Annotated in this window: 22 protein-coding genes; 9 read left to right on the top strand and 13 right to left on the bottom strand. The window is 51.3% G+C overall.

What is annotated here, in order from left to right; genetic code table 11:
• Positions 1-103 precede the first annotated feature (103 nt).
• From IEV97_RS04610 to IEV97_RS04625, 4 genes are all read left to right on the top strand, one after another.
• Positions 104-1,318 (top strand): IscS subfamily cysteine desulfurase, encoded by a 1,215-nt coding sequence (locus IEV97_RS04610; protein ID WP_188500300.1) that lies wholly within the window; start codon positions 104-106, stop codon positions 1,316-1,318.
• Positions 1,319-1,408: 90 nt separating this feature from the next.
• Entirely contained in the window at positions 1,409-1,822 is a 414-nt protein-coding gene (iscU, locus tag IEV97_RS04615; protein WP_018478387.1) for a Fe-S cluster assembly scaffold IscU, read from the top strand.
• 15 nt (positions 1,823-1,837) lie between these two features.
• A complete protein-coding gene (locus IEV97_RS04620; protein WP_188500301.1) occupies positions 1,838-2,245 on the top strand; it encodes a hypothetical protein in 408 nt (135 codons plus the stop codon).
• Positions 2,246-2,258: 13 nt separating this feature from the next.
• Entirely contained in the window at positions 2,259-2,585 is a 327-nt protein-coding gene (locus IEV97_RS04625; protein WP_018478385.1) for a HesB/IscA family protein, read from the top strand.
• A gap of 116 nt (positions 2,586-2,701) precedes the next feature.
• Here IEV97_RS04625 and IEV97_RS04630 read toward each other — a convergent pair whose 3' ends face one another.
• The 9 genes from IEV97_RS04630 to murI all read right to left on the bottom strand — a co-directional run bounded on the left by IEV97_RS04630 (position 2,702) and on the right by murI (position 11,132).
• Entirely contained in the window at positions 2,702-4,024 is a 1,323-nt protein-coding gene (locus tag IEV97_RS04630; RefSeq protein WP_188500302.1) for a T9SS type A sorting domain-containing protein, read from the bottom strand.
• A gap of 299 nt (positions 4,025-4,323) precedes the next feature.
• Positions 4,324-4,638, bottom strand: a complete 315-nt coding sequence (gene nuoK, locus IEV97_RS04635) for an NADH-quinone oxidoreductase subunit NuoK (RefSeq protein ID WP_188500303.1) — start codon at positions 4,636-4,638, stop codon at positions 4,324-4,326.
• Positions 4,638-5,150, bottom strand: a complete 513-nt coding sequence (locus IEV97_RS04640) for an NADH-quinone oxidoreductase subunit J family protein (protein ID WP_188500304.1) — start codon at positions 5,148-5,150, stop codon at positions 4,638-4,640. The genes nuoK and IEV97_RS04640 overlap by 1 nt, the downstream gene beginning before the upstream one ends.
• A 104-nt stretch (positions 5,151-5,254) precedes the next feature.
• The gene (locus IEV97_RS04645; protein WP_188500305.1) at positions 5,255-5,860 is read right to left on the bottom strand and encodes a NuoI/complex I 23 kDa subunit family protein; all 606 of its coding nucleotides are present in this window, start codon (positions 5,858-5,860) and stop codon (positions 5,255-5,257) included.
• A 102-nt stretch (positions 5,861-5,962) separates the two neighbouring features.
• A complete protein-coding gene (locus tag IEV97_RS04650) occupies positions 5,963-7,066 on the bottom strand; it encodes a complex I subunit 1/NuoH family protein (RefSeq protein WP_188500306.1) in 1,104 nt (367 codons plus the stop codon).
• Between the two features lie 68 nt (positions 7,067-7,134).
• Positions 7,135-7,893 carry a type I methionyl aminopeptidase gene (gene map / locus IEV97_RS04655; RefSeq protein ID WP_188500307.1) on the bottom strand — a complete coding sequence of 253 codons (759 nt, stop codon included), beginning with the start codon at positions 7,891-7,893 and terminating at the stop codon, positions 7,135-7,137.
• 30 nt (positions 7,894-7,923) lie between these two features.
• Positions 7,924-9,111 carry a glutathionylspermidine synthase family protein gene (locus IEV97_RS04660; RefSeq protein WP_188500308.1) on the bottom strand — a complete coding sequence of 396 codons (1,188 nt, stop codon included), beginning with the start codon at positions 9,109-9,111 and terminating at the stop codon, positions 7,924-7,926.
• 169 nt (positions 9,112-9,280) lie between these two features.
• Positions 9,281-9,835 carry a Cj0371 family chemotaxis-regulating polar lipoprotein gene (locus IEV97_RS04665; RefSeq protein WP_188500309.1) on the bottom strand — a complete coding sequence of 185 codons (555 nt, stop codon included), beginning with the start codon at positions 9,833-9,835 and terminating at the stop codon, positions 9,281-9,283.
• A gap of 481 nt (positions 9,836-10,316) precedes the next feature.
• Positions 10,317-11,132: a glutamate racemase gene (gene murI / locus IEV97_RS04670; RefSeq protein ID WP_188500310.1), complete on the bottom strand. Its 816-nt coding sequence runs from the start codon at positions 11,130-11,132 to the stop codon at positions 10,317-10,319.
• Between the two features lie 310 nt (positions 11,133-11,442).
• Here murI and IEV97_RS04675 point away from each other — a divergent pair, with 310 nt between their 5' ends.
• The 3 genes from IEV97_RS04675 (at position 11,443) to IEV97_RS04685 (ending at position 14,416) form a co-directional block, all read left to right on the top strand.
• On the top strand, positions 11,443-11,970 hold the full coding sequence (locus IEV97_RS04675; RefSeq protein ID WP_188500311.1) for an RDD family protein: 528 nt from the start codon (positions 11,443-11,445) through the stop codon (positions 11,968-11,970).
• A gap of 120 nt (positions 11,971-12,090) precedes the next feature.
• Complete coding sequence (locus IEV97_RS04680; protein ID WP_229733793.1) at positions 12,091-12,447, top strand: SPW repeat domain-containing protein; 357 nt, start codon at positions 12,091-12,093, stop codon at positions 12,445-12,447.
• A gap of 97 nt (positions 12,448-12,544) precedes the next feature.
• Positions 12,545-14,416 (top strand): ABC-F family ATP-binding cassette domain-containing protein, encoded by a 1,872-nt coding sequence (locus tag IEV97_RS04685; protein WP_188500313.1) that lies wholly within the window; start codon positions 12,545-12,547, stop codon positions 14,414-14,416.
• A gap of 56 nt (positions 14,417-14,472) precedes the next feature.
• Here the strand turns inward: IEV97_RS04685 and IEV97_RS04690 are convergent, their stop codons facing one another.
• Positions 14,473-15,612 carry a hypothetical protein gene (locus IEV97_RS04690; RefSeq protein WP_188500314.1) on the bottom strand — a complete coding sequence of 380 codons (1,140 nt, stop codon included), beginning with the start codon at positions 15,610-15,612 and terminating at the stop codon, positions 14,473-14,475.
• 46 nt (positions 15,613-15,658) lie between these two features.
• A complete protein-coding gene (locus tag IEV97_RS04695; protein WP_229733794.1) occupies positions 15,659-16,684 on the bottom strand; it encodes an alkaline phosphatase family protein in 1,026 nt (341 codons plus the stop codon).
• Positions 16,685-16,845: 161 nt separating this feature from the next.
• Between IEV97_RS04695 and IEV97_RS04700 the strand changes: the two genes are divergently transcribed.
• Together IEV97_RS04700 and IEV97_RS04705 are read left to right on the top strand one after the other, a co-directional pair.
• Positions 16,846-17,019, top strand: a complete 174-nt coding sequence (locus IEV97_RS04700) for a hypothetical protein (protein WP_188500315.1) — start codon at positions 16,846-16,848, stop codon at positions 17,017-17,019.
• Positions 17,020-17,126: 107 nt separating this feature from the next.
• Positions 17,127-17,885 (top strand): phenylalanine 4-monooxygenase, encoded by a 759-nt coding sequence (locus IEV97_RS04705; RefSeq protein ID WP_188500316.1) that lies wholly within the window; start codon positions 17,127-17,129, stop codon positions 17,883-17,885.
• Between the two features lie 77 nt (positions 17,886-17,962).
• Here IEV97_RS04705 and IEV97_RS04710 read toward each other — a convergent pair whose 3' ends face one another.
• The gene (locus IEV97_RS04710; protein WP_188500317.1) at positions 17,963-18,634 is read right to left on the bottom strand and encodes a hypothetical protein; all 672 of its coding nucleotides are present in this window, start codon (positions 18,632-18,634) and stop codon (positions 17,963-17,965) included.
• 124 nt (positions 18,635-18,758) lie between these two features.
• A complete protein-coding gene (locus IEV97_RS04715; RefSeq protein ID WP_188500318.1) occupies positions 18,759-19,910 on the bottom strand; it encodes a CaiB/BaiF CoA transferase family protein in 1,152 nt (383 codons plus the stop codon).
• Positions 19,911-20,483 lie beyond the last annotated feature (573 nt).

Genomic DNA, 20,483 nt, shown 5'->3' on the forward strand with positions numbered 1-20,483 from the left:
TTAGTCTAAGTAAGCTTTTTTTGTTAATTTTGCAGGGATTCAAAACTAATAATTTCTCACAACTGTTAATCAGACAGGACAAAAAGAGATAAAATATAGTGATATGCTAACATTTCCGATATACTTAGACAACAACGCCACTACACCACTTGACCCGCGCGTGTTGGAGGCCATGATGCCATACTTCACTGGCAAGTTTGGTAACGCCGCTTCCCGTAACCACGCGTTCGGCTGGCATGCCGAAGAGGCTGTTGACTATGCCCGCGAGCAAATCGCATCCCTGATCAACTGTTCACCAAAGGAAATCATCTTCACATCAGGCGCCACGGAGTCTGACAACCTCGCCATCAAAGGGGTGTTTGAGATGTACGCTTCGAAGGGGAACCACATCATCACGGCTACCACCGAGCACAAAGCGGTGCTGGATACCTGCAAGCACATCGAGAAAATCGGTGGCAAGGTAACCTACCTGCCTGTGAACGAAGAAGGCCTGATTGACCTGCAGCAACTGGAAGAAGCCATTACGGACAAGACCATTCTGATCTCGATCATGTATGGCAACAACGAAGTGGGTGTGATTCAGCCAATCCGTGAGATCTCTAAAATCGCTAAGAAGCGCGGTGTGCTGTTCTTTACAGACGCGACGCAGGCGGTAGGCAAAATTCCTGTGGACGTAGAGGCTGACGGCATCGACCTGATGGCTTTCTCTGGCCACAAGATGTACGGTCCGAAAGGCGTAGGTGCGCTGTATGTGCGCCGCAAGAACCCGCGTGTGAAAGTGACTGCCCAGATGGACGGTGGTGGACACGAGCGCGGCATGCGTTCCGGTACGCTGAACGTGCCAGGCATCGTAGGCCTGGGCAAGGCTTGCGAAATTGCCAAGCAGGATATGGAAAAAGACACAGCCCGTCTTTCAGCCATGCGCGACAGACTCGAGAAAGAGCTTTTGACAATCGAAGAGTCATATGTAAACGGTTCGCGCGAGCACCGTCTGCCGCACGTGACCAACATTTCCTTCAAGTATGTAGAGGGCGAAGGTTTGATGATGGGTGTGAAAGACATTGCCGTTTCTTCTGGTTCTGCCTGTACATCCGCCTCATTAGAACCTTCTTACGTGTTAAAAGCGTTAGGATTAAGTGACGACCTGGCACACTCTTCGCTGCGTTTCGGTTTGAGCCGTTTCACCACAGATGAGGAAATTGACTTCGCCATTGACCATGTGAAAGAGGCTGTTGCCAAACTGCGCGAAATGTCGCCACTGTGGGAGATGTTCAAAGAAGGCATCGACCTGAACTCAATTGAGTGGGCAGACCACTAAGATTTAATTAATAATGTAAAATGAGTAATGAATAATTGCTCAGCATATATTAATCATTCATCATTAACTAACTAGTAATTAAACAAAGCTATGGCTTATTCAGATAAAGTAATCGACCATTATAACAACCCACGCAACGTTGGAACGCTTGACAAGGCGAAGAACAACGTGGGTACTGGCCTGGTAGGTGCACCTGAGTGCGGTGACGTAATGCGCCTTCAGATCGAAGTAGACGAAAACCAGATCATCACCGACGCAAAGTTCAAGACTTTCGGTTGTGGTTCTGCTATCGCTTCCTCTTCATTGGCTACCGAGTGGCTAAAAGGCAAGTCTGTTGACGAAGCCCTTTCCATCGACAACATGGACATTGTGGAAGAACTGGCGTTGCCGCCTGTGAAGATCCACTGCTCTGTACTGGCGGAAGACGCGATCAAGTCTGCCATCAACGACTACAGAGTAAAGAACGGTCTTCCAGCGCTGGAAATGCCGAAGTCTCACCACTAAGACCTGGACTCACGCATGGAGTCAACGACCGAGGTGCATGTAGAAAGTGCACGTATTCAGAAGCAGATTGAAAACCACTTAGGCTTAAGCGGTGACAGTCTGCTTTTCGAATTCAGAAAACTGGATAACAAAGTGCGCCTAGACCTGATTACGGTGAATCCGCGCCACCACCAGTCTTTCCTCTTCCACACAGAAGTAGGGTATGACAGAGTGGACACGCTCCGTAAAATGTGGGACTACGTGCAGAGTTACAAAGAGAAAGAGAGCCCCTACACCGTGCAGTGGATGGCCCGCGGAGAAAAGGAGTTGAACACGTCCTACTTCCGGGCTCGTAATATGTACGAGGCCCTCGACAAATTATACTTTGGTCGGGACATGAACACAATTACTGTTTTCAGTGTGGTGCTGAATCCGGTATCTTAAAGAAAGAATTGTTATGATAACAGTATCAGATAAAGCAAAAGAGAAAGTATTGAGGCTGAAGCAGGATGCTCAGCTCGACGATACGTTTCGCCTGCGCGCATCTGTAGCCGGAGGCGGTTGTTCCGGGCTTTCCTACAACCTCGACTTCGACGACGAGGTGAAGCCGATGGACCAGGAGTTTGAGGACAAAGGCATTAAGGTGGTGGTAGACATGAAGAGCTTCCTATACCTGGCCGGCACCGAGCTTGATTTTTCGGACGGCTTGAACGGCAAGGGCTTCTACTTCAACAACCCGAACGCCTCCCGTACCTGCGGTTGCGGCGACAGCTTCTCCGTTTAAAAACAGCAGCTTATACAGAGCAGAAGGGCCAGTTAGAAATAACTGGCCCTTCTGCTTTTATACCTGTGGCAGGTATAGCCATTTCTTTAGATATAGCAATTCTTTCTCAGGTATAACTACCTCTTCAGGAATCGTAAAGTCTGCCGCTCCCCTGTTTCGTTTGAAAGGACTAAGGTATAGTTGCCATGCCCTAAGCGACTGACATCTAGTACATGAGCGTAGCCTTTCAAACTTTGACGCATTACCATACGCCCCATCTTGTCATACACCACTGCATCGTAAGTTAAATGTGCGAGCGGGAGTTCTACCATGAGCTCCTGTTGCGCGAGCGTCGGATATACAGATGCAGACCTAGCCTGCTGGTTCGAGACAGCCACGACTTGGTAATAGGTATAGGATAGGTCTTCGTCCACTTGCTTTAGACGATAATAGGATGTGCCTAGCAGTGGCTCCCGATCGGTAAAGGTATAGTGTGTGGTCAGGCTCGTAGTGCCTTGCGCATTTACAATACCAATAGTTGTAAAGGTTTTCGCATCAGAACTTCGCTCTACTTCAAAGTGGCGACTGTCCTTCTCGGAAGCTGTTGTCCAGTTCAATTCAATTGCTTTGCCAATTGTGCGGGCTGTGAATTTGGTAAGCTCGACTGGTAGCGGGATGTAATCAGCTTCAAAATTCCAGTTAACTTTCACGTCGTCAATCGCCAGTCCATGGTCCTGCTCCAATTCGTCTGGGTCGTACCATCGCAGCATGACATAGTATCCATCAGGTATAGCTTCAGGCAAGGTATATGAGAATTCTTTTCGGTTTTCGGGTAGGTTCCCGTCAAGAGGCCTCGCTTTTCCACCGACAACCGGGCTAGTAAATTGAAGGGATGGAACTGTGGTCCAGCCTGGTGAACCGAGTTTTCCTGTCCGATTGAAGGAGGACGGGTACTCAGCAATAGCATAAGTGAACAACAGACGCTGCAAATCTGTATTTATGCTACCGACTCGCCACTGTTCGGCAGCGAAGGCAATGTCTAGCGCTGTGATAGCTCTGCCTGATGTATTTTGCAGTAAGAGATTATATGTTATTTCGATTCCTGATGCAGTCAATGCTCCAAGTGCTCTTTCAGTTGTACCAGTATTACCGTAACTATAAAGCCCGCCAGTGTTTGAAGAACCATTATTAACCAAAATAGTATTATTAGTCACAATCTCACTTTTGGAATTTATCCTATAGACAGTCCAACCATCTGGTATAAACGCATCCTCACCAAGTTGAGCCGTGACTACAGAAGAACTGGTAGTAGTGGGTAAAGAATTAAAATCCTGAGTATAGGTAGTAACAAACCGACCCATCTCTACTGCCTGTCCATAAACAGGTATGGCAAAACTAACTGTGATCCACAGCACTCCCATCACCGCAGACTTCACGGCTCGGGCAATAATTGTTTTCATGTAATGGCTAAAAGTAAAGTTGTAAATCCCTATAGTAAAACTCCTTTATAAATAAATTTAAACTCTAACTTTCTGACAATCACATAAGTTCAAAACAGATGCGTTTTTATTAGTCCCTATTTTTTATGTTTAAACACCGAATTATCGCTTTTATCTGACCATCGCAAACGATGATATTTTACACCGAAATGGATAAACTTAATGACAAGTTATCCTGATCTGAACAAGGTGGGAATGGTAGCGCGGGAGTTTTCAGGTTTATACCAAAGGCAGGCCACTATCCGAGCAAAATACCAGAGCTACACTTCTTTTGATGTAATCTGATTCAGATTAGCCGTTTTGAAATGCTGGTATACCCTGAGCACGATAGCTAGTGCCACAGCGGCCTCAGCAGCGGCCACCAGGATAACGAAAAGGGAAAACATTTGCCCTTGTAGCAGTGTGGGATCGTGGCGGCTGAAGGCGACGAGATTGAGGCTGGCGGCGTTAAAGATCAACTCTATACCCATCAGCACCACCACGGCATGGCGCTTGGTAATAACAGCCAGAATACCGATCGTGAACAGGGCAGCGCTCAGCAGCAGAATATGTTCTAAAGGAATCTGAGTAAACATTATACCTTCTCTTTGTCAGTGGCGATGTAAGCGGCTCCCATTAGTGCAATAAGCAGTAACAGAGAGGCTATTTCGAAAGGCAGCACAAAGTCAGTCATCAGTTTTATGCCTATCAGGTGCACGGTGCTCTTCTGACCGCCCAGTACATTAGTATCAGCCTGCTGTATCCATGGAAGCGAGCTGAAACCTGCCTGCCAGATGGTATAACTCAACCCAATCAGCGTGAGCAGCGATATGCTGATGCCCCACCCTACATTCGTATTTTCTGACATCACCGACTTATCGTGCACCCGGCTGCTGAGCATGATACCGAACAGGATCAGCACGAGTACACCGCCTACGTAGACCATCAGTTGTGTGACGGCTACAAAATCGGCGAAGAGCAGTACGTAAATGGCGGCTATACTTAACAAGGTGAGCAGCAGAGAAAAACCGGCGTACAGCAGGTTCCGCGTCAGCACCATGTAGGCTCCCGAAAGTACGGCTACCGCTGCGAAGATATAAAAAAGCATTTCCTGAATTCTCGCTTATTAATTAAAGCTAATTCGGTCAAACATTGACTGTCAACCTGAGACCTATTTAGTAGCCACCAATTTTTAACAATGTAGCAATTTATTTACTGCTGTTTCCGGGCTGCCAGGGCAGCGGATTTGGCAGCGGCCATTTCTTCCTGCTGTTTGGCCAACAGCTGCTTTTTCTCCTCTGCCTGCTCCGGCGTCAGGTCTGTGAAGTGGTAGATCATGTTTTTGATGTCCACTTCAGCGAAATCATACACGGGCGTCATGGTCAGGCAGTCGGTTGGACAGACAGTGGTGCAGAGGCCGCAGTAACAGCACTTGGCCATGTCGATATCGAACACAGGCGCGTAAAGGCGTTTTTTGGTGCCATCCGACGTCATCCCGATCTCCTCCGTCGCTTTCACTGACTCAATGGTGATGCAGTTTACCGGACAGATTTTGGCACAAAGATCGCACACAATGCAATCGTCGATCTCGTTGTGCAGCCTATAGCGTCCGTTCTCCGGAACAGGTATAGCCTCGTAGGGGTAGGTAAGCGTTACCAGTCCCTCGGGTTGCTTAAAGTAGCTCTCGTCCATGACCGGCACAGGCGCGCGTCGCTTATCCGCATTCCGGAAATGCCGCCAGGTCAGCTGCAAGCCGCTCAGAAGCGACTTCACCACCTCCCAGAAACCAGTTTTATGTTGAACGGACGATTTTTCCATATTTTAAAAGTACGGGTTGAAGCCGAAACCAACCTCTACCCTTCCCTAGCAGTAACTCAGTTACCAAATACTTTAAACTCTTAAACTCTCCAACTCCCAAACTTACACCATCAGCAACCGCCAGATACCTGCCAGCAGCACGATGCCTAAAGCTACAGGCGTAAGCACTTTCCAGCACAGGTACATCAACTGGTCCACACGCAAACGCGGGTACGTCCAGCGGATCTGCAATTGCAGAAACAGCAGCACAAAAGTCTTGCTGAGCAGCCAGAAACCGCCCCACAGTACACCTGACAGCTCACCTACCGTGCCGGTCGTCCAATTGGCCAACTTCAGTGCGGTCAGGTTCGGCAGCGGTGTATTCCAACTCCCCAGAAAGAGGATAACGGCCACCAGACTGACCAGCACCATCATGCTGTATTCGGCCAGAAACAGGATTGCAAACCGGAAACCTGAGTACTCCACGTGAAAACCCGCCACCAGTTCCGATTCCGCTTCAGGTATATCAAACGGCGCACGGTTGCTCTCGGCCAGCGATGCGATGAAATAGATCACAAAAGCTACCAGCAATAGCGGCGCACGAAAAATATTCCAGGTTGTGATGCCGCCTATGTTCGTGGTATTTATACCTAAGGCCTCGATGCCAAAAAGCCAGTTCTTTTCAAACTCAAGTCCGGGGAAACGATTGAGCAGTATACCTTGCTGGTAGCTGATCTCCTGAAAATCGAGCGACTGGCAGATCATCACGACAGAAAGGATCGCCAATCCGGCCGGTATTTCATACGACACGATCTGGGCCACGGAGCGCATGGCGCCCAGCATGGCGTACTTGTTATTGGAGCCCCAGCCAGCCATCAGCAGGCCCACCACATCGAGCGAGATGATAGCGAGCAAATAAAACACGCCGATGCCAATGCCGGCAGGTATAAGATCCGGGGTGAAAGGAATGACGGCGAAACCTGCGAAAACGGCGGCGAAGATGAGAATAGGTGCCAGCTTGAACAGCTTCTTGTCAGCGGCGGCAGGCACGATGTCTTCTTTCTGCAGCAGCTTGAGCACGTCCAGCACCGACTGTAGCGAGCCGTAGGGTCCGGCTTCGGTTGGCCCCATGCGGTCTTGCATAAAAGCAGCCACCTTACGCTCTGCGTACGCCAACACAATGACGATACCCAGCAAGAGCATAAGTGTCAGCAGAAAGGCGAGCATAGGCAGTCAGGGTTTAGGAACGTGCAAAGGTAGTTTTTAATGTGCTAATGTGCCAAGCCACCACTCAGTTAAATGCCGTTAGCGGCTGTCAGGATGATCGGCTCTCCGTCCGTGATCAGGATGGTATGCTCGTGCTGCGCTACGTAAGCTCCCGCATCGGCCAATAGTGTCCACCCGTCGCCTTTCTCTTTCACGTAGCTTCCTTTGGTCGAGATGAAGGTTTCTACGGCCACCACGGTGTTTTTACGGAACCTTCGGGTTTCAAACTTGTCATAGAAACAGGGAATCTCGTGTGGCTCCTCGTGCAAACTGCGCCCCACGCCATGGCCGACCAGGTTTTTGATCACCTTAAAGCCATTCTTCTTTGCCTCTGTCTCTATAATGCGGCCAATTTCGGCTATCTTTTTGCCGCCTTTTATTTCCTGAAGAGCCTTGTGCAGCGCCGTGACAGACGTCTCTACTAATTTGCTGAGGCCGTTGATGTCTTCTCCCAAAATAAAAGAGCCACCGTTATCAGCATAATAGCCATCGAGCTCAGCAGACACGTCAATGTTCACCAGGTCCCCATCTTTCAGCACTGTTTTATCGGATGGGATACCATGCGCCGCCTCATTGTTGATACTGATGCAGGTATAGCCGGGGAAGTCATAGGTGATTTTGGGGGCCGATTGCGCCTTGTAAGACTGCAGGATGCTATAGCCAAATTCGTCCAGTTCCTTCGTCGTCATACCTGGCTTGGCATGTTCCTGCATTTGCCTGAGGGTCAGGGCCACGGCTTCACTCACCTTCTTTATACCTACCAGATCCTCTTCTGATTCTATTGACATTGCTCTACCTTTATCGATTTCTATTAAATATTACCCCTCTACCAGATGCGGGACAAATTGCGACAGGTTGGTGATGATGCCCTTCTCGCGTCGGAAACCGATGGCGGCCCCTTCACCTGACCAGAACACACCGGCCTGGTACTGGTAGCCGTTGCTGTCTTCGGGCAGTTCGCACCAGCGCTGGAATACCTGCTGCTGCTGGTCATACTCGCCGCGCACTTTCGTTACACGCCCGCGGTCTACGACCTCCACGCTCTGCCCTTCACGGCCAAAGTAGGGTTTTTTGATATACTTACCCGTCAGCGGCTCGATATCGGCCTCCAGCAAAAGCGGGTGGTACGGGAATGCTTTCCAAAGCCAGGCCAGCATACCTTTGCTCTGAAACAACAAGGTATAGGCGGGGTTGGCGATCGTGACGGTGCGGGAGCGGGCAAGCAGGGTCAAGGTCTTCAGGAGTTCGGGCTCTTCCCAGGCAATCTGCTCCCAGGGCAGGAGTTTGAACAGGAACGGAAATTGCCGCCACTGTCCCGCCTCTACTTGTGCCCACACACCTTTTTCCTCGCCTTCTGCTGTGAAAGTTACCTCCTCGATCGGACACAGATGGGCCTCAAAACCGGCTTCGTTCGCGGCTTGCGTCAAAACGGAGCAGTTGGCTTCGTCTTCGGCGCTGGCTCCGAGATAAGTTACCAGCAAGGCCGGAGCCAAGTCCTCGTTGCGCTCGCGCCATACCTTAAGCTGTTCTACCAGGGCTTCGTACAAACCGGAGTACTGCAATGCGTCATTTTTCCCGGCAGCGGCCAGACTGGCCCACTGTACCACGGCCGTTTCAGATATAGAAGTGGCGGTATCGGCATTGAATTCCAGCATTTTAGGACCATCCGGCGTCATGGCCAGGTCGAAGCGGCCATACAGATGCACCTGACGGTCGTCGCTCCAGGACAGGCGCACCAGTTGCCATAAATTTTCAGGTATACCCAGCACTTGCAGGAAAGCATCCGGAAGGTCTTTTGGGATCGCCTGCACCATCATGGTATGAAGTGCGCTGGCGGCATCGAGCAGTTCTTCGGCCTCGTCCTCTGTGATGACCACCGCCTCGCCGGGCACGTAATTGGCGCAGCCGTCCTCTACACACCATTCCCAGCCCAGTCCGCGTACGGCCTTCTCCACATCGCCCTTATGGGCTTTTATCTGTATGCTCGTCTTCGAATTATCTGACATGAAATGCTTTGATCTAAATAAGTTGAAACGCGAAAGAAGGTATCGGCACAAGCATGGCGGCTCATACGGATACCTTCAAAACAAGGTATAGCCTGTAAGAAGTATAAAGCTATACCTGTATAATGTTTATACCTGTGGGAGGCAAGAGTCTAGTCTAGCTTTGGTCAGTTTAAGCGCCCGCTCCGCTACTGCGTCCGCGGAAGTAGCCACTCTGGCCTGTGCGCGGCGCAGTTGACTGCTGACGGTACGTCTGCACGTTCTGACGCCAGGCAGCCGTGTTGTTCATCACACCGGGGTTGGCGTAGTAGGCAGGTCTCGGCGACATCATGCGACCGGCCATGTAGCCCATGGCGCTCCACCACAGTACGTTGCCCATTCCAAAGCCACTCCCTTGGTTGTACTGCTGCTGATTGTTAGCCAGGTCTTTCATCTGATTTTCGAGCGCCAGGCCCTGCAGCGTGTCCACACGTCCGTCGTTGTACTTCAGGATGGCCATGCTATGGCCCGGCGCCGTGGTGCGCTCATCGGTGATCTTCCACTGGTCGGGTGCTTCTTCAGTCAGTTCAGTTACTATGCCATCTGGTGCTGGCACTTCCGTGCTTGCGTTTCTCTCGTCATTTTGCTGCGTGTTGGAGTCGCAGCTGGTCAATCCCATCGTAGCGGCAGCGGCCACAATAAAGGCGTTTCGCTTAAAGTCCCCTACGGTCAAATATCGCTTCTTCATAAGATTTTCTCGGTTGCAGTATAAAGGTACTCTTTTTACGGGATTTTTGGAAGGATGGGGTTTGGGTTTGATGGTTGAATTGTTAAATGGTTAATTGTTAATTGTTGGGTGCACGATTAACCATCATCTTCCGAGAAGGGGATTCGGCGCACAATTCAAAAAGGTATGCTCCTGCAGGGCTCGGACAGGTATACCGTTGCCTGACGCGGACAGGTCGCGATCTGTATTAGCGCTCTGAGCGCTCTTTCGGACATCCGTGTCCGAAAGTATTCCTGCCGGGGACATCCGTGTCCCCTATACCTGAAAACAAGAGCGGCATACGGGGATGTGGACATCCCCAACAGATGGCTTTCGGACATGGATGTCCGAAAGAGCCGGTGAACCAGTGCTGAATTACTGCACGGAAACGACGTTACAGTATAACGTCGCTACAAACTTTCTAACTTTCTAATTTTCTAACTTTATACCTTTCTAACTTCCCCTACTCCCACAGCGGGTAGTGCTCCAGGTGCACTTGTCGTTTGAAGAAGATGCGGGTGCTTTCCTCGAACGACCTGGTGAAATCCGAGACGTAAAAGGCATGGTCGCTTAGCAGTTCGCCGGATGTCAGGTCGTTGGCCTCCAAAAACCTGCGGACGTGTTTTGCCACGATCTGGCTGGCGTCGAGCACATCCACTTTGCCCTTATAGTAGTTTTCGATCTGTTTCTTGATGAGCGGGTAGTGCGTGCAGCCTAGTATGAGCGCCTCTATCCCTTGCAGTTCTGGCGCCGACAGGTAAGCGTGAATCACATTCTCCGAGATAGAGTCGTTGAAGAAGCCCTCTTCGATCATAGCGGCGAGCAGCGGCGTGGCGTGCGACTTCAGCGTGATATCCAGATCCAGTCCATCAATTTTTTTGAGGTATACATTTGAGTTGACGGTTTGCTTCGTGCCGATGAGTCCGATCGTTTTGCCCGCATAGGTCTTGCCAATGTGCTCCACTACCGGATCTATTACGTTCAGCACGCGGGCCTTGCTGCCCACATATTCCTTCACCAGCTCGTAAGCCGCTGCCGAGGCCGAGTTACAGGCAATCAGGATTACTTTGCAGTGCTGCCGAAGCAGCAGATCACAGATCTTGACAGCGTAGGCCTGGATCGCGGCAGTCGACTTATCGCCGTAAGGCAGGTGCGCCGTGTCGCCAAAGTACACCAGTTTCTCCTGTGGCAGTTCCGCCACGATCGCCTGCGCCACCGTCAGTCCGCCGATGCCACTATCAAAAACCCCGATAGGGTATGCGTTTTTTCTATCTCCCATACGGTGCTAAGTTATGCTAAAACCGGTAAAATAAGCTGTTCACCATCGTTTAAAGATCATTCACTTAATATGTATTTCCCATTGAATTTTTCAAACTTATAATTGAGTTAAGAAACAGGCTGACAGCTTCAATAGAACGTTAAATATTATTTTTACAATATATTTTGTTAATAAACTTTAGTTGCTTATATTTAACTACTTTACTTAAAGGGAGTTGCTATTTTAATACTGAAGTAGCTGAACACGACACCACGTTGGCTTTATCAACAGAGCGGATAAAGCAGAGTATCCACCTCTTAGCCTAACCCTTATGCCGACAGCTATCACCGACTCTGCATTCATCATGTCGACCGCTTCACCAGTCGTGAAACGCGCTCCCCTGTATGGTAGTTTTATCAGCCGCTTTGTGGCGTTCCTCATCGATACGACCATACTGGTGTTCTGGTATTCGATCATACTTTACTCTATGGCCGAGTATTCTTTACAGTTCAATACCTGGAAGCAGGTGGTGTATGACGGGGGTATCAGCTTTCTGGAGTTTGAAGCAGTCCTGCAGCTGTTCTTCTACAGCCTGTACTTCCCGGTGCTGCACTGGCTATACTATACCTTGCTGGAGGCCTCCCCAAAGCAGGCTACCATTGGTAAGTTTACCTTAGGCCTTAAAGTGACGGACCTCCGTGGCAAGCGCATTTCTCTTCTGCAGGCAAATGTGCGCTATTTTTCACGTATCCTCTCTGCGCTCCCCCTGTTGTTGGGCTTTTTGCTCATACAGTTCACGCGCCGCAGGCAGGCACTGCACGATTACGTGGCCCGCACCCTGGTAGTGACAGAACAGTAAATTGCACTATTTTTCTTCTATATATCCAACACCCCTACTCTAGAAACGTATACCTTACCTTGTAGAACAACAAGAAAGGAGGTACTCATGCGTTTTATCCCAACCCGTTTTCACGGCATATTGGACTACTTATATGGTATTTTACTGATCGCATCGCCCTGGCTGTTTGACTTTGCCGCCGGTGGTGCCGAGACGTGGGTACCGGTTGTGATCGGTGCCATCGTGCTACTGCAAACAATCTTCACAGACTTTGAAATGGGACTGGTGAAAAAAATCCCGATGCAGTCCCACCTGATGATGGACTTTGGTATAGGTGTCATCCTGGCGCTGTCGCCCTGGTTGTTTGGCTTTGCTGACCGTATCTATACGCCACACCTGATCTTCGGTGTGTTCTCGATACTGGCCTCGCTGACCACGCACCGTACGCCAAGCAGAGCATACAAGACCCATGTAGCGCACGAAGATCCTCTAAAATAAGCCACATAAACCATGTGTAACGCAACAGGCTGACTCCACCAGGTCAGCCTGTTTTATTTTGCCTGCTGCATAGCGTAGAAATGCCTAAATTTGCTGTATGAATTACCTATCCGCAGATAATATATCGAAAAGCTTTGGCGAACGCTGGCTTTTCAAAAACCTGAATTTCGGTATCAGCCAGGGGCAGCGTGTAGCGCTGGTAGGCGTGAATGGCTCCGGCAAAACCACCCTGCTGAATGTGCTGGCAGGCAAACTGCCCCCCGATGAAGGCAGCGTGAGCGTGCGCAAAGAAATCACCATCGGTTTCCTGGGTCAGAACCCTGAGTTTGACGAGGAGCTGACCGTACAGCAAACCATTTTCGGCGGACAGGGCGAAGTGCTCGACACCATACGCGACTACGAGGTGGCCATTTCCCACCCGGACACCAGCGCAGAAGTGATGCAGCACCTGATGGAGCGCATGGACGAACTACAGGCCTGGGATTTCGAGATCAAGGTCAAGCAGATCCTCTCCAAACTAGGTATACACGACCTGGAGAAGCAGATAAAGCACCTTTCAGGCGGCCAACGAAAGCGGGTGGCCATGGCGCGTGTACTCATCGAAGAGCCCAGCATGCTGATACTTGACGAGCCTACCAACCACCTGGATCTGGACACGATTGAGTGGCTTGAAGGCCTGCTCTCCACCCAGAACACCACCCTGCTGATGGTGACGCACGACCGTTACTTCCTCGACAAGGTGGCCAACGAAATAGCCGAGCTCGACAACGGCGAACTCTATACCTACAAAGGCAACTACAGCTACTTTGTGGAGAAAAAAGCCTCCCGCGAGGAAATGGCCGCAGCCGAAACCGAGAAGGCGCGCAACCTGATGCGCAAAGAGCTTGACTGGATCCGGCGTCAGCCAAAGGCCCGCGGCACGAAAGCCAAGTACAGGGTAGACGCTTTTGAGGAACTGAAAGAGAAGGCAGCCAAGAAAACGGCAGGTCCACAACTGGAACTCTCCGTGAAAACCACACGCCAGGGCGGCAAGATCATCGAAGTAGACCACATCTCGAAGTCATTTGGCAACAAGAAGATCGTAGACGACTTCTCTTACGTGTTCAAGAAGAAAGACCGCATCGGTGTGGTGGGCCCGAACGGTGCCGGCAAGTCTACCTTCCTGAACATGCTCACGGGCAAACTGCAGCCCGACAGTGGCACTATTGATGCCGGCCAGACCACCGTATTCGGCTACTATACCCAGGACGAGCTGACTTTCAAAGAAGACCAGCGCGTGATCGACATCGTGAAGGAAATTGCTGAAGTCGTGGAGATGGCCAATGGCGAGGTGATCACGGCGAGCCAGTTTCTGCAGCACTTCCAGTTTGCGCCGCCGCAGCAGTATACCTTTGTGAGCAAGCTGAGCGGTGGCGAGAAGCGCCGTCTGCAGTTGCTGCGCGTGCTGATCAAGAACCCCAACTTCCTGATCCTCGACGAGCCTACCAACGACCTCGACATTATCACGCTCAACATCCTGGAGGACTTTCTGCTCAACTTCGGCGGCTGTCTGCTCATGGTGTCGCACGACCGTTACTTCATGGACCGCCTGGTGGAGCACCTGTTTGTGTTCGAGGGCGAAGGCAAGATTCGCAACTTCCCGGGCAACTACACCGACTACCGCGAGTGGCTGAAAGAGCAGGAAAAAGTGGTGCAGGAGACAAAACCAGCGGCTCCCGCTGTCGAACAGAAACAGGAAAAACCGGAAGGCAAACGCAAACCGACTTACCAGGAGAAAAAGGAATTTGAAGAACTGGAAAAGGAAATGCCACGACTGGAGGAACGCAGAACAGAACTGATCGAAACAATGAACGCCGGCACCACCACCGACCACGAGCAGCTGAACGCCTGGGCCAAAGAACTGGAGCAGCTGAACGAGCAACTGGAGGAAAAGGAGATGCGCTGGCTCGAGTTATCCGAAATCATGTAATTCACAGCATTGCTATACCTTAAAATCGCCGAAGCAGCCTGTCTGATTCGGCGATTTCATTTCAGGCCTCTCACCGTCACGTACGCTTTCTGGTTGCGCTCCCCCACCTTCACGATTTCCCGCTCAAACTTACGTGGGTGGTTGATGATCTCGTAAAAACTATCCAGGTAGCTGATCGATTGCCGCAAGGCTGATTTACTCAAGGGCTCACACTGCCTGTAGACCGCGTAGATCGGGGTACGGTAGGAGTTGAAGGTATTGACCATCTCCCGAAGCACATTTTCCGGAAATTCATATGCCCGGTACAGGCGCTGCTTCACCGATTTTATACCCAGTTCAGGAGGTGGCGTGGCATATGGCGCGCCCACTATACCTGCGTAGTCGAAGTCAAAAGGGACGGGTATGGGCGCTGAAAGGGAGTCAGGCGCCAGCAGTTCGATGTTGTGGCGGTAGGGCACCGACCAGTCCGTGTTGCCGATCATGTACTGAAAGAGGGCCAGCCGGGCCATGGCCTTCTGCTCCATGTGGGCCATGCCGATGACCCTTTTGGCAGGTATAAGTTTCAATTTAGTGCGTTTGGCCATCGCCTTGTCATCTTCTATCAGAAAGGCATATCGCACTTCCTCTTTCCGCCGTCCGGTGCTGTCCTGGTAGGTCACCTGGCACAAGCGCACCCGAAAACTCTCCTCCGCCAGAATGTTGTATACCTTGTAGACGAGGTACTCTTTGATCACATAATCGTCGTCGATGCAGTGCGTCACCAGTTTCAGCTTGTTCTGCCCTTCGAAAATGGTCCCTTTTGGCATTTGCTTGCGCACGAGGTTGAGCATGAGCGGAGGGAAGCGGCAGACGCTGGCATCGCGGCGGCGGTTGCCCCGCACCATTACCCGAAGCGGCACATTCACCTTAGCGCCTGTGCTATCGGCGTACGAGAGCGTGGCTGCATGGTACTTTCTTTCCTCGCCACGGTCCTTCAGCAACTTCTGGTAGTTAACCACGAGCGTAAACTTGAGCAGCGAATCCTCCGAAAACAGGTCTTTTGACTTATACGCCTGCTCACCTTGCTGTGCTGCTATACCTGGTTTTTTGGTTTGGTATACCTGTGCCATCCCTTGCAGTGGCAGACACAGCACAACAGCCCATAGCAACAGGTATAGCCTATAACTAAAGTCAACAATATTTCGGGAAGCTGCCATTGGACGAGAGAATAAACGATGCAGCCCGTAGCATTAAGAGTCAGTATCAGGGAACAGGCACGTTGCCTGCAGGCAGCCTGCGCAAGCTGCGACGCGTAAACAGTTCTTTCATGACCGTGCCTTCCGATTGCGGGAAGGCTATTCCCAACATCGGAGCCACCGTGGCCGAGATGTCCACCAAGGTATACTTGGTCTCCACAAATCCGCCCTTCCGGAAGTCCGGCCCAAGTGCCAGCAGGCTTATGCGCCGGCAGCCCTCACAATCATCGCCGTGGTCGATCCAGCCGCCATCCACCGTATCCAGGTGGCGACCGTGATCCGTCGTGATCAGCAGGGTCGTTTTTTTGCGGTAGTGGCTGTCTTTTTGAAGGAAGTCCCAGAGTTGTTTGGCATAGCGGTCGCCGCGGGCGATGCCACGCAGGTAGTGTTCCCAGTTGCCGGCGTGGGCATAGCCATCAGGCTCCATCAAGTTGATCAGCATCAAGTTGGGCCGATTGGTTTTCAGCACCTTCAGCACCTCAATCAAAGTCAGGGAGTCGGCCCGGTAGCCGCTGCCAGGCCCGCTGATGCCACAGTTGAGAGAGGGCAGCGCCTGGTTGTGCCATTCGGGGTTCAGGGTGTTGCCCAGGATATCCAGCTTGTCCTTGCTCGACACGATCCAGGCGGCGGTGGCGGGCCTGCCCGTCTGCTTGAGCCAAATTTGAAAGAAGGAAGGGTTGGCCGGCAGCTCAGTTCCGTAGTTATCGATGGGCTGGTTTATACCTGTCGTGATGGCGGTATGGCCGGAGTTGGTATAGGTGTATCCTTCGTTTCGGAAGTTATTGCAAAAGGTACCCTGCGGCACCATTTTTTGAGACATGTTCGGTATAAGGCCCGGCACGGCTCCCCAGGTTTCGGAGTAGCGCACCCCGTCGATCACCAGGATGATCACATTCTCGGAGCGCAGCCCGCCGGCCCCTCCCCCCGCACCCGATGCGGCACAGGAGCTGAGCAGAGCCGTTACAGTCAAGATCAGCAGCATGTGTTGCCAACCTGCCTGCCACCGCTTCATAAACTCCGGGAGTGCGCCCATACCTGACACAAGTAAAAGAACCTAAAATCCTATACCTTAGGTATACGAATCCCGCAAAAGTTCAGGCAAGCCGCCAGCGCGATCTCAAAAATTCACTAAACCCGGCATAATAATTTGCGTTTATGCCCAAGAATATCCTTATTGCGAACATCAATAGACAAATGCATACACCAGCAGCCATAGCAACCCTCCCATTGCCTTTGCCACTCGGCAACGTGCTGCTGCATGCTGTTTCCGCTGATTGCTATCGTGCCGCCTATTATTGCTACGGTTATTATTACCGCTGCTCTACTGCGCTCTCTCAGGCAATCAGGCGACTCACAAACCGCACCTAAACAGGAAAAGCCCCACCACAGGCAAACCTGAACTGATACAACTGAAGCAGAGCGAAAGCTCTGCTTTTTTCATTTATACCTATCCCCAAAATTTAAAATCAAACCATATGACAGCCATGAACCTGACACAGAACTACAGCAGCTACACGTCCGAGAACCACCAGGTATGGGCCATCCTCTACGACCGCCAGTTGCGCAACCTCCTCGGCAAGGCCATCCCCGAGTTCATGGAAGGGCTTGACAAAGTGGGCTTTAGCCGCGACCGTATACCTGATTTCAACGAGATCAATCAAAGACTCAAGCCGCTGACCGGATTTGAGGTGGTGGCAGCCCCCGGCATCGTCGACGATGCCCTGTTCTTTCAGCTGATCGCCAGCAAGCGCTTCCCGGCCACCGTGTGGGTGCGCCGCATGGACCAGCTCGACTACCTCGAGGAGCCCGATATGTTCCATGACGTGTTTGGCCACGTGCCGCTGCTCACTATACCCGTGTACTGCGAGTTTCTGGCAAAGCTTTCCGAACTGGCCCTCACCCACCTCGACCGCCCTGACATCATTGACCGCCTCACGCGCATCTACTGGTATACCATTGAGTTTGGCTTATTCCGCAAGCCGGGCCAGCAGGCGCAAATCTACGGCGCCGGCATCCTCTCGTCCGTTGGCGAGAGCAACCTGTCCGTTTCGGATGAAAGTGTGAAGCTTGACTTCGATGTAAACCACATTCTGGACACGGTTTATATAAAAGAGACCTTCCAGAGCCAGTACTTCTGCATCCACAGCTTTGAGCAGTTGCTCGGGAGTCTTCCAGCCATAGCGGAAGCCTTGCAGCAGCTGCGCACCCAGGAAACGCTGATGGTTACCACTTAGCTCTAAATACAAGACCCGCCTGCGACAGGTAGATTATACCTACCGCAGGCGGGGCTTGCTTCGCTATACCTGGCTGGCTAGTGCGTGAGCTCGTGGCTAATCAGGAAGCCCAGTTTGCGCGGTCTCGACAGTTGGGAGTTTTCGAGCTTCTGCTTGTAGGTGATGCGCTCAATATCCGACACATCCTGCCCCATCAGGTCGTTGTTCACAGCCGCGACCATGGCGCTCTCCACGATCAGGCGCAGCATGTCATCGCTGATCACGTTGCGGGCCATGCGGTCGTACGACAAGTCCATCTGCTTCACCCCTTCTATCACAAAGTGGTTTTCGATGTTGATCAGCATGCGGCCCACCAGGTAACCCGGGTCGTCGAGGCGGTTGTACTTAATGGTGTCGGCCATGAAGTTGTAGGCCATGATGTGCCCGAAGAAGCGACGTCTGAAGTCTTCGTCCACGTAGTCGTTTCGCATGATCTCGTAGTCGTCCGGAAAGGTGATGATGTTAGAGTGCATCACAAACACAAGCAGATCGCCTGAAAACTTTATCTGAAACTCCAGGTCGCTGATGGCCTTGTACTCGATCACCACATCGGCATTGTGCGTCGTGATGCGGTTCGTCAGCTCGTCCACAATTTCCTGTGAGAGCTCCTTCATGCGGGTAAAGGTTTGGTACGTATTGCGGTAAATAGCCTGCTTGGTAGCTGACTTTTGCTGCAGTCCTTGTATTATATCGTCGAGTCTATCTTTCATACTTGTTTTTCTCGGGTGCTGTGTTTTTTACTCTAATCCTTGGGAAATAGTTATTCTGCTCACTTTCTGGCCTCCCGACCGGGTACAAGCCAGTGGTCTGATGGCTGATGCATGAGTGCCTGCCTTACTGGCCAGGACTTTCCAGCATCCCCAGCACCTGGTCCTGGTGCTGGGCGAAGGCTGGCGGAGGCGTTACAGTTTCAGCTCTCGCCCCTTCCACCACAAAAGCCACCTGCCTGATGCCACTCGGGCCATTGGGTTGGGTGAGCAGCATCCGCCGGGTCTGCGGCTGCGCAAATACTTCGGGCACGCTGTTGACGGCGCCAACCGGCACATGCAGCCTATGCAGCTCCCCCAGCAGCCCATCGCGTTCGTGCTGACTGATCAGCTGTCCCAGTTGCTGGTTTACCGCGATCCGGTTCCGTACTCGGGCACCATTGGTGGCAAAGTCGGGGTTGTCGGCCAGTGCAGCATCGCCCAGCACCTGGCACAGGCGCCTGAACTGCCGGTCGTCGCCTATGGCGAGCACGAGCTGCAGCCCGTCTCTGCAGGTATACACACTGCCGTAAGGCACAATGTTGGGATGCTCCGACCCCATACGCTGCGGACTGTGCCCTGCCACCAGGTAGTTCGTTCCCTGGTTGGCCAGCGCTGACACGGCCGCATCAAACAGCGAAACCTGTACATAGCTCCCTTTGCCGGTGCGCTCCCGCTGCAACAGCGCCGTCAGGAGGCCTTCCTTCAGCTGGTGTGCTGCCAGCATATCCATCAGCGCCACGGGCATTTTGGTGGGAGGTCCGTCCGGTGATCCGTTCATGTGCATGAACCCGCTCTCTGCCTGGATCACGGCATCATACCCCGCCCGCTGGTCTTGCTGGCCGTATCCGGTAATGTGCCCATAAATTAGCCTGGGGTTGAGTTGGGCCAGGGTATGGTAGTCTACCTGCAGTTTTTCCGCGTCGCCGGGCTTGTAGCTGGCGATGACCACATCGGCTTTAGCAGCTAGCTTGTGTACCTCCTCCAGTGCATGTGACTGGGTGATATCAAGCCCAATGGAGAGCTTTCCCCAGTTAGCCGCCGAGAAGTAGGCCGACACTTCACTTTTCCCCTGCTCGGCTGCCAGTTTCCAGGTGCGCGTCACATCGCCTCCGGTCGCCGCGTTTTCCAGTTTTACCACTGTGGCACCCAGCTCTGCGAAAAACTGTCCCACGCTCGGCCCCGCCAGCACACTGGCCAGTTCGAGCACCAGCATATCGTTAAAAACAGGTTCTGCCATCTTCTTCAGGTATAGGGTATAACGCGCCGTAGCCTCAGGCTGCTACTTTAAAAACAAAGCTATCAAAAAGGGCATAAAAAAAGCAGCCCTTCCGAGGAAGAGCTGCCAGTATGTTTTGGCTATGTTTTGTAATTAGGTTCCGATCAGGAGGTGTGCTATATCAAAATAAAGATAGCGTTGATGATGTTTACACCCAGTAGAAGATAGAAGTTCGGAGATTCTTGTATAGCTTTTTTCATTTTAATTTTAAATAAATCTTTCTTTTATATGTTTTAAGATGATTGTTTATATCACTTTGGGCTTGTTTACGCCTACCTTAATCAAATGTTTCGGCGTTAATATAAAAAAATCTATGTAAATAAAATTAAATATAACTTAAGTACTATAATTCAAAAAAGGATTCTTGATTTATATTCTATTTTAAAGCATTCTATCTATATAGCGATTTTCTAATGCTTTGAACTTTTCGAATGCCGTGTCAACTTTTTAAATGTATCGTTATATTCTTTACTGATTGACGATGCAATATTAATATAATTTTCAATATAAATAACATCAACTTTTAAATTTTTC

Origin of the sequence: Pontibacter amylolyticus (assembly GCF_014638845.1) — a bacterium.
Taxonomy (GTDB): domain Bacteria; phylum Bacteroidota; class Bacteroidia; order Cytophagales; family Hymenobacteraceae; genus Pontibacter; species Pontibacter amylolyticus.